Genomic DNA, 8,353 nt, shown 5'->3' on the forward strand with positions numbered 1-8,353 from the left:
ACGGGGATGTCCGAACAGGACGGCGCGGAGCGGGAGTTCGACATCAGATGGGCGGACAGCGCCGAGCACAAGGAACCGTCGGCTCGGGCCCGGATGCTCGCCGCGCGCTGGAAGAACGATCCGCCCGGGCCGGTGCCCTTCCGTGCCGCCCCCGAGCGTCTGAGCCGGCGCCGGTCGTCGTGGGTGTCGACGGTCGTGGTGCTGGGCTGTGTGGCGGCGGTGATCGTGCTGCTCGGCTACATCAACTTCCGGGCTCCGTACTAGAGCGCGGCCGCGGCGAAGCGGTACCCGGATCGAGCCGGGCGCAGGTGTGCGGGCGGCGGGGCCGGTACCTGGCCCCGCCGCCGCCCGGCCGTCCTCAGGATCGTGAGCGCGAGCCGGTGGAGGGCGTGATCACGGCCTGAGAGCCCGCGCGGAGGCTTTGCCGGGCCCCGGGACGGTCGCGACCGCTCCTTGGTGTGTGCGGGTGCACACTGGCAGTGGACCCAAGCGATTGCTGCGGCCGTAGTGCGGGGTGATGCACATGCACAGCCGCTTTCGGAGCGACCGGCGGCTGACCGTAAGGATGACGGTCACGCTGTTCCTGCTCGGACTGTTGTACGTGGCGTTCGTCGCCGCCCTGATCGCCTTGCTCAAGTCCTGGGTGCTGGTCGTGGTGATCGCGGCGGCGCTGCTGGGCGCGCAGTACTGGTTCTCCGACCGGATAGCCCTCTACGCGATGCGGGGGCGGGTCGTGGAACGGCACGAGTACCCGGAGCTGCACGGCGTGGTGGACCGGCTGTGCGCGATCGCGGACATGCCCAAGCCGGTGGTCGCCGTGTCCGACATGGAGATGCCGAACGCGTTCGCGACCGGCCGGAACCCCGACAACGCGGTGATCTGCGTGACCACCGGGCTGTTGCGCCGGCTGGAGCCGGCGGAGCTGGAGGGGGTGCTGGCGCACGAGCTGTCGCACGTGGCGCACAAGGACGTGGCCGTGATCACCGTCGCCTCGTTCCTCGGCGTGATCGCGGGACTGATCGTGCGGTTCGCCTTCTACTCGCAGCTCTTCGGCGGCGGACGGCGCGACCAGAACACCGCCGTGGTCTTCCTGGGCGTCATGGGCGTCTCCGCCGCCGTGTACGCGATCAGCTTCCTGCTGATCCGGGCGCTGTCCCGGTACCGGGAGCTGGCGGCCGACCGGGCGGCGGCGCTGCTGACCGGGCGGCCCTCGGCGCTGGCGTCCGCGCTCACCAAGGTGACCGGTGACATCGCGCGGATCCCGACGAGGGACCTGCGGACGGCGCAGGCCTTCAACGCGTTCTACTTCACGCCGGCACTGGGCCGTGGGCCGGACATCGCACGACTGTTCTCCACCCACCCGAGCCTGGAACAGCGGCTCGAGCAGCTCGGGCGGATCTCCGCCGAGCTGGGGCCGGCGGCGGGCCCCGGAAAGGCGTGAGCATGGGACTGCTGGACATCCTGCTCGGTCGTACGAAGCCGGTCGCACCCGATCTCGACGAGCTGTTCGCGCTGCCTTCCGCGGCGCTGACGCTGGAGGCGGCGGCGTCCTTCACGCCGACCGGGCACGGCGCGGTGTGCTTCGCGACGGTGGAGGGGGCCGCGTTCGAGCAGACGCACCGGGAGGTGCGGGCGCTGCTGGACGCGGACACCGAGCGGACCGGGCCGTCGGTGGAGCTGGAACGGGACGCGTACGGGTACTCCTGGCTGGTGTCCCGCCGGTCCCCCGGCGAGCTGCCGCTGCTCGTCAACGACCTGCACGCGGTGAACGACTCCATGGAGATCAATGGTTTCGGGCCGCAACTGCTCTGCTCGCTGGTGGGCTTCCGCGACGAGGCGGGGCGACGGCTGGCGCTGGTCTATCTCTACAAGCGCGGCACCTTCTACCCGTTCGCGCCGCTGCCCGGAGCGGGGCAGCGGCGCGACAGCGCGCTGGAACTCCAGGTGAAGGCCGCGCTGGCCGGTGATCTGCGGATCGAGGAGGATCTCGGGCGGTGGTTCCCGGTGTGGGGTGCCCCGGGACTCTGACCCCGGGGCACCGGGACTACTTGCTGCTCCGCTCCCGCTGCTGGCGGCGGAACTCCAGCGGCCGCTCGCGGCGGTACCGGCGCTCCCACCTGGCCTGCTGGTCACGGCGGTCGCGGTACGCCTTGTAGGTGGTGGGGGCGGGCCCGGGCGACGAGGTGGCCGAGGGCTTCGTGGCCGCGTCGCGCCCGTGGCGCGCGTAGAGGAAGAGGACGGCGACGGCGGCGAGCCAGTAGAGGTGGTTTCCGAATCCCAGGACGACCAGGACGACCGTCCCGGAGATGATGATGGTGCCCATGAGGGGACTCCCTGGGAGGTGTGTTCTGCGGTGCTACGAGCGTAGCGGCCGGGGTACGGGGGTCCGCATCTGCTTTTCCGTGGTGTGAGGCCGGGTGCGCCGTGAGTGAATGGCGCCATGAACGCCCCCACACCCCGCGCCGGTTGCCCCTCCGGCCTCACCGCATTCACGTCCGGCCACGACGGCGAACGGCTCGCCGGGGTGACGGGCGGTGATCCGGACGCCCCGGCCACCGCCGTCGTCCTGCACGGAGCGGGCAGAAGTGACAAGCGGCGACTGCTGCCCCTGCTGCGCGAGTTCGTGGCGCGGGGCTGCGGGGGGCTCGCGTTCGACTTCTCCGGGCACGGCGAAAGCACAGGTGAGCTGCGGGAGTTGAGTCTGCGGCGCCGGTTCCTGCAGGCCGTGTCGGTGATCGACAGCCGGGTCCCGGCGGACCGGGCGCTGATCCTGGCCGGATTCAGCATGAGCGGACAGACGGTGGCGGATCTCGCCGCGCACTACGGCGACCGGGTGGCCGCACTGGCGCTGTGCGCGCCCGCGGTCTACGCGGCGGAGGCGTGGGACGTGCCGACCCGGAGCTGGCGGTCGCCGGGGCACAGGCCGCGCTGCTGCGCCGCTGGCTGACGGCATGCGGGCCGGCGACCGAGGCCGACCTCAAGTGGTGGACGGGGTGGCGGGTGACCGAGGTCCGCGGAGCGCTGGCCGCGATCGGGGCCCGTCAGGTGCGGCTGGAGGAGGGCACGGGGTACGTCGTCGAGGACGACGCCGAGCCGGTGGCGGGACCCGCCGAGCCGTGGGCCGCGCTGCTGCCCGCCCTCGACCCCACGGCGATGGGCTGGCAGAACCGCGACTGGTTCCTCTCCCCCGGCCTGCGGCCCGCCCTGTTCGACCGCAGCGGCAACATCGGGCCGACGGTGTGGTGGGACGGACGCGTGGTGGGCGCCTGGGCCCAGCGGGCCGACGGGGAGGTCGTCTGGCGCGTGCTGGAGAAGACGGGCGTGGGACGGGAGGCACGCGACGCCGTCGAGTCCGAGGCGGAGCGGCTCCGGCAGTGGGTGGGCGACACCCGCATCACCCCGCGCTTCCGCACGCCCCTGGAACGGGAGCTGGCGACGGGGTGAGGTGACGGGCCCCGGCGGCACGCCGCACGGCACCGGACACCGCCGGCGACACCTCACGCCACCCCGACGACCGACCCCGGCAGAGGGCCGGCACGCGGCTCACTCCGTGCTTGCGCACACCCCGTCCTGGAGCGGGAGTTGGCCCGTAGGGGTGGGGAAGGACCCGGCGGGGCCATAGGGCGCCGGGGCCGGCGGTGGTTCGGCGGCACCCGGCGCCTGGGGTCAGCGCGTGTACCGCAGCAGCGCCCGCACCATGTGGCACGTCGAATCCGACGGCGGGTGGACGCCGATGAGCTCCGCGGTGCTGCGGATCGTCTCGTTGCGCGCCTGGTTCGGCACGTACACCCCCGAGTCGAGCAGCGCTATCGCAAGGCGCATCGCCTTGAGCCGGCGGTTGTGCGAGATGTACCACTCACGCGGACGCCCCGGCGGCAACGGCCGCTTCTCCACGGGAGTGCAGGGAAGGTCGAGCAGGACGGGTCGCTTCGCGGTGGACTGGGTCGGCAACGGCTTCGGCTTCACTGCGGCAGCGGGCACGGGCATCCTCCTGTCGCGGTCAGGGCGCCGGCCGGACACTCCGGCGACACCCTCGAACACTGCTTCAAGTTTACTGCCCGGCACTGACATTCAGGGTGTCCAGGACGTCCAGCAAATAGCCTGGTCAACAAGCAAATTGCCGCCGTGTCACAGCTGGTCTGCGAGAGATGTGTGAGGCGGCGGCAGATTCGAACAGTGGCGCGGGAGAGGGCGGAAGTGGCCTGGGAAGCGGAACGAATCAGGCGGCAGCAGGAGGCGGCCGCCGAGCAGGCGGCAGCGGACGAAGCCGACCGTCGCGGGTGGTTCGGTCTCGGCCGCTGAGAATGAAGAGACCCCTCACCGCCCGTAGGCGGTGGGGGGTCTCTTCGCCGGCGCCCGCCGGGGGCTACCCGGAGCGACCTCGATGTGGCAGGAGTCAGTCCCAGCCGCCGAGGAGCCCCTGGTTGGCCTGCGCGTGGCAGATGTTGTAGCCGCCGGAGGCGTGGGCCTTCTCGGTCTTGCCGTCGATCGTGACGGAGCAGTAGATGTCTCCCTCTCCCTGCAACTGGGCGCTCACCGTGTAGTACAGCGCGTCGTCGTTGAGCGGCAGGGTGGCGGTGAACTTGCCGTTCTCCCACTTGCCCTGGCGGGTGTCGGAGTCGGAGCCGTAGGTGATGTCCATCGGGCTCGGCGGCGATGACGGACACCGTGCGCTGCGCACGGTCGGCCTCGCGGGCGGTGGCGTTGCGGCCCATGCCGACGGCGTGCAGCTCGCGCGCGCGGGATCGCCTTCGGACGTGCGACGGCCCGGCCACCAGGAAGGGCAGCCGGGCCGGTAGAGAGTGCTTCAGCAGCTCTCGGTGTCCTTCACCGCGAACAAGGTGACGGGCGTGTCAGTGGGATGCGTGCCGGGCGCGGGCTCCTGGCTGCACACGGTCCAGTTGCGGTCCATGACCTGAAGACGGTTCTGACCGCTGGCGTCCTGGTCATCGAGGACGAAGAACCCGGCGGCCTGCGCCTCGTCCTGTGCGGCCTGGAGGTCCTGGCCGACGAGGTCGGGCAGCGCCGCGGTGTCGGCTGCGCCGGCGTCGGCCTCGGTGCCGGAGTCTGCGGGGTCGGCTTCGGACGCCTCGGGCGTCTCCGTGACCGGGTCCGCCTTCGGCTGCTCGACGGTGTCCTGGCCGGCGGTGTCCGGCTTGCTCGAGCTTGCCTCGTCGGTCGGCTGGCAGGCGGTGAGCGTCAGGATCGCGGCGGCTGCGAGTGCGCCAATGGCGGTGCGGATGCGCATGGTTCCCCCCTGGGACGTGATGACTGAGGGAGCCATGATGCGCCACATAGGGGCGATGTAAAGAGCTTGTGTATGTCCTGTGAAGAAAGATCCGCGTGGGGTGAGCGGGTCAGCAGCAACCCGCACGGTGTGAGCGATCGGGATGCGCCCTGCGCGGTCACCTGGGGTACGCGAGTCCGCACCGGACGTGAGAAGCAACGCCGTGCGTGCGCTGACGCACGGCGAGGACGGGATTCAGGGGCCGGCCGGCGGCGTAGCGTAACCGCATGGAAATCTGGATCAACCCCGCCTGCTCCAAGTGCCGCAGCGCCGTGACCCTGCTCGATGCCGAGGGTGCCGACTACACCGTCCGCCGCTACCTGGAGGACGTACCGACCGAGGACGAGATCCGCGACGTCCTCGGGCGGCTGGGTCTGGAGCCCTGGGACATCACGCGGACGCAGGAGGCCGTCGCGAAGGAGCTCGGTCTGAAGGAGTGGCCGCGCGACGACGCCGCCCGCGACCGCTGGGTGACGGCGCTCGCCGAGCACCCCAAGCTCATCCAGCGGCCCATCATCACCGCGGACGACGGCACGGCGGTCGTCGCCCGCACCGACGAGGCCGTACGGGACGCGCTGTCCCGCTGACTCGCCCGACTCCGCCCGCTCCGCCAACTCCCGTGTGACGCACCTTACTTCAACATCCTCCGGTAACCACTGAGTAACCTCGTTCGGCATCTCGTACATAGCGGCGTACGTTCCCCTACCTCCCAGGAGGCGCGCATGTCGCGCAGGCGAACTCTCAGCACGAGGAAGAAGCTGGCGCTGCTGCTCAGCGCGGCGTCGGTGGCGGGCGGTGGTGCCTTCGTCATGGCGAGCACGTCGAACGCCTCGCAGTCCGCCGCAGACTCGACGGCCTGCCAGGGCTTCGCCACCGCCCTCGGCAACAACCAGCGGTTCATCGCGGATCAGCGGGCCAATCCGGACGCGCAGTCCGCTGCGCGGATCGCCAACCGCGAGGCGGTCATCGCCCAGATCCAGCGTCAGCAGGAAGCGGCCGGGTGCGAGGTGGGGGAGTCGGCTCAGGGCTCCCAGCCGGCACAGCCCGGACAGCAGGGCGAGGGCTCGGGCCAGGACACCGGCCAGGGGGCCGGTGAGCAGGCGGGCGGCGGCGGCCAGCAGTCCGCGCCGCCCGCCGGGTCCGCCGCCCCGGGCGACGGCGGTGGCGCCGCGGCCGGGGAGCAGGTCTGCAACGGCTCGACCGTGACGCTCTCCGGCGAGGCCGGCGCCCCGGCCGCGTCGAGCAACCAGTTCCCGGCGGGTACGCAGCTGAAGGTCACCAACCTGGACAACAACAAGTCCACGACGGTGGAGGTCACTTCCGTCTCCGGCAGCTGTGTCCTGCTCAACAACGCGGCCTTCGAACAGGTCCGTGAGCCCGGCAAGTTCCTGATCCGCCGGGCCGTGATCGAGAAGGTGGGGTGAGGTCCGACAGCCCAGGCAACCGCTGAGGTGACGCCCGGTCAGGGCGGCCACCGCGTATGTGTCACAGGTCCTGCCGCTCGCGGCCACGGGTGGCAGGACCGGCGCGTTCGGGTGACGCGGCCAGCGGGGGCGGCTGCGCCCGGCGAGGACGGCGTATCGCATACGAGCCACCGCGCCGCCGCTGCGTCCACCGCCGCGACCAGCGCTTTCCCCTCCCCCGCAGGCACACCGCACGCACCTCACGCGGGCACGCGACGGGGCCTCACACGATGAGGTGAGCCACGGCACGGCCAGGTAACACGGGGTTCACAACCGGGCAATGATCGGGAAATCGCCTGTTGACAGGCTTCCGGGCAGGCAGAAACGCGGCGCACCGGTGCCGTAGCGCCGCAGCACCCGCAAGCGCGCCCAGACCACCCCCGAAGGATGTGGCCCGTGACCTTCAAGGCTGAGTACATCTGGATCGACGGCACCGAGCCGACGGCCAAGCTCCGTTCCAAGACGAAGATCGTCGCGGGCTCCCCCGCCGGGCTGGACGCGCTGCCGATCTGGGGCTTCGACGGGTCCTCCACGAACCAGGCCGAGGGCCACGCCTCGGACTGTGTGCTCAAGCCGGTCTTCACCTGCCCGGACCCGATCCGCGGCGGCGACGACGTCCTGGTGCTCTGCGAGGTCCTCAACACGGACATGACCCCGCACCCCTCCAACACGCGTGCCGCGCTGGTCGAGGTCGCCGGGAAGTTCGCCGCGCAGGAGCCGATCTTCGGCATCGAGCAGGAGTACACCTTCTTCGACGGCGCCCGCCCGCTCGGCTTCCCCGAGGGCGGCTTCCCGGCTCCGCAGGGCGGCTACTACTGCGGTGTCGGCGCCGACGAGATCTTCGGCCGGGACATCGTCGAGGCCCATCTGGAGAACTGCCTGAAGGCCGGTCTCGGCCTGTCCGGCATCAACGCCGAGGTCATGCCCGGCCAGTGGGAGTTCCAGGTCGGCCCGCTGTCCCCGCTTCAGGTCTCCGACCAGCTGTGGGTGGCCCGCTGGCTGCTGTACCGCACCGCCGAGGACTTCGGTGTCTCCGCGACCCTGGACCCCAAGCCGGTCAAGGGCGACTGGAACGGCGCCGGCGCGCACACCAACTTCTCCACCAAGGCGATGCGCGAGGGCTACGACGCCATCATCACCGCCTGCGAGGCGCTCGGTGAGGGCTCCAAGCCGCTCGACCACGTCAAGAACTACGGCGCCGGCATCGACGACCGCCTGACCGGCCTGCACGAGACCGCCCCGTGGGACAAGTACTCCTACGGCGTCTCCGACCGCGGCGCCTCGGTCCGCATCCCGTGGCAGGTCGAGAAGGACGGCAAGGGCTACATCGAGGACCGCCGCCCGAACGCCAACGTCGACCCCTACGTCGTGACCCGCCTGCTGGTCGACACCTGCTGCTCCGCGCTGGAGAAGGCCGGACAGGTCTGATCCGCTCCACGGCTGCGAGCACGGCTCAGGTCTGATCCGCTCCACGGCTGCGAGCACGGCTCAGGTCTGATCCGCTCCACGGCTGCGAGCACGGCTCAGCCACAGCTCCTCCAGGGGGGGGGGGCGCCCCCCCCCCCGGGGGCGGCCCCCCCCGGGGGGGGGGGGGGGGGGGCCG

The 8,353-nt window shown here is 71.5% G+C and carries 11 protein-coding genes and 1 pseudogene; 8 read left to right on the forward strand and 4 right to left on the reverse strand.

The annotated features are described in order from the left end of the window. Nucleotides 1-6: 6 nt before the first annotated feature. The 3 genes from ACIHCM_RS01470 to ACIHCM_RS01480 all read left to right on the forward strand — a co-directional run bounded on the left by ACIHCM_RS01470 (nt 7) and on the right by ACIHCM_RS01480 (nt 2,028). Entirely contained in the window at nt 7-264 is a 258-nt protein-coding gene (locus ACIHCM_RS01470) for a hypothetical protein (protein WP_399887594.1), read from the forward strand. 259 nt (nt 265-523) lie between these two features. Then, the gene (htpX, locus tag ACIHCM_RS01475; RefSeq protein WP_399887595.1) at nt 524-1,441 is read left to right on the forward strand and encodes a zinc metalloprotease HtpX; all 918 of its coding nucleotides are present in this window, start codon (nt 524-526) and stop codon (nt 1,439-1,441) included. A 2-nt stretch (nt 1,442-1,443) separates the two neighbouring features. Beyond that, complete coding sequence (locus ACIHCM_RS01480) at nt 1,444-2,028, forward strand: hypothetical protein (protein WP_399887597.1); 585 nt, start codon at nt 1,444-1,446, stop codon at nt 2,026-2,028. Between the two features lie 16 nt (nt 2,029-2,044). Here the strand turns inward: ACIHCM_RS01480 and ACIHCM_RS01485 are convergent, their stop codons facing one another. After that, nucleotides 2,045-2,323: a hypothetical protein gene (locus tag ACIHCM_RS01485; RefSeq protein WP_399887598.1), complete on the reverse strand. Its 279-nt coding sequence runs from the start codon at nt 2,321-2,323 to the stop codon at nt 2,045-2,047. Between the two features lie 117 nt (nt 2,324-2,440). Here ACIHCM_RS01485 and ACIHCM_RS01490 point away from each other — a divergent pair, with 117 nt between their 5' ends. Then, on the forward strand, nt 2,441-2,947 hold the full coding sequence (locus ACIHCM_RS01490; RefSeq protein ID WP_399887600.1) for an alpha/beta hydrolase: 507 nt from the start codon (nt 2,441-2,443) through the stop codon (nt 2,945-2,947). Further along, nucleotides 2,896-3,444, forward strand: a pseudogene (locus tag ACIHCM_RS01495) (DNA glycosylase AlkZ-like family protein); the annotation flags it as partial. The gene ACIHCM_RS01490 and the pseudogene ACIHCM_RS01495, both read left to right, overlap by 52 nt. A 222-nt stretch (nt 3,445-3,666) precedes the next feature. Here ACIHCM_RS01495 and ACIHCM_RS01500 read toward each other — a convergent pair. From ACIHCM_RS01500 to ACIHCM_RS01510, 3 genes are all read right to left on the reverse strand, one after another. Next, entirely contained in the window at nt 3,667-3,981 is a 315-nt protein-coding gene (locus ACIHCM_RS01500) for a hypothetical protein (protein WP_399887601.1), read from the reverse strand. A 415-nt stretch (nt 3,982-4,396) separates the two neighbouring features. Further along, nucleotides 4,397-4,642, reverse strand: a complete 246-nt coding sequence (locus tag ACIHCM_RS01505) for a hypothetical protein (RefSeq protein ID WP_399887603.1) — start codon at nt 4,640-4,642, stop codon at nt 4,397-4,399. 165 nt (nt 4,643-4,807) lie between these two features. Beyond that, nucleotides 4,808-5,248 (reverse strand): PASTA domain-containing protein, encoded by a 441-nt coding sequence (locus tag ACIHCM_RS01510; RefSeq protein WP_399887605.1) that lies wholly within the window; start codon nt 5,246-5,248, stop codon nt 4,808-4,810. Nucleotides 5,249-5,514: 266 nt separating this feature from the next. Here ACIHCM_RS01510 and ACIHCM_RS01515 point away from each other — a divergent pair, with 266 nt between their 5' ends. From ACIHCM_RS01515 to glnII, 3 genes are all read left to right on the forward strand, one after another. Beyond that, nucleotides 5,515-5,874: an arsenate reductase family protein gene (locus tag ACIHCM_RS01515; protein WP_399887607.1), complete on the forward strand. Its 360-nt coding sequence runs from the start codon at nt 5,515-5,517 to the stop codon at nt 5,872-5,874. A 135-nt stretch (nt 5,875-6,009) separates the two neighbouring features. Further along, the gene (locus tag ACIHCM_RS01520; RefSeq protein ID WP_399887609.1) at nt 6,010-6,711 is read left to right on the forward strand and encodes a hypothetical protein; all 702 of its coding nucleotides are present in this window, start codon (nt 6,010-6,012) and stop codon (nt 6,709-6,711) included. A gap of 435 nt (nt 6,712-7,146) precedes the next feature. Continuing rightward, the gene (glnII, locus tag ACIHCM_RS01525; RefSeq protein WP_399887611.1) at nt 7,147-8,178 is read left to right on the forward strand and encodes a glutamine synthetase; all 1,032 of its coding nucleotides are present in this window, start codon (nt 7,147-7,149) and stop codon (nt 8,176-8,178) included. The last annotated feature ends 175 nt before the right edge of the window (nt 8,179-8,353 follow it).

It is taken from the genome of Streptomyces sp. NPDC052023 (genome assembly GCF_044548465.1).
Taxonomy (GTDB): Bacteria; Actinomycetota; Actinomycetes; order Streptomycetales; family Streptomycetaceae; genus Streptomyces.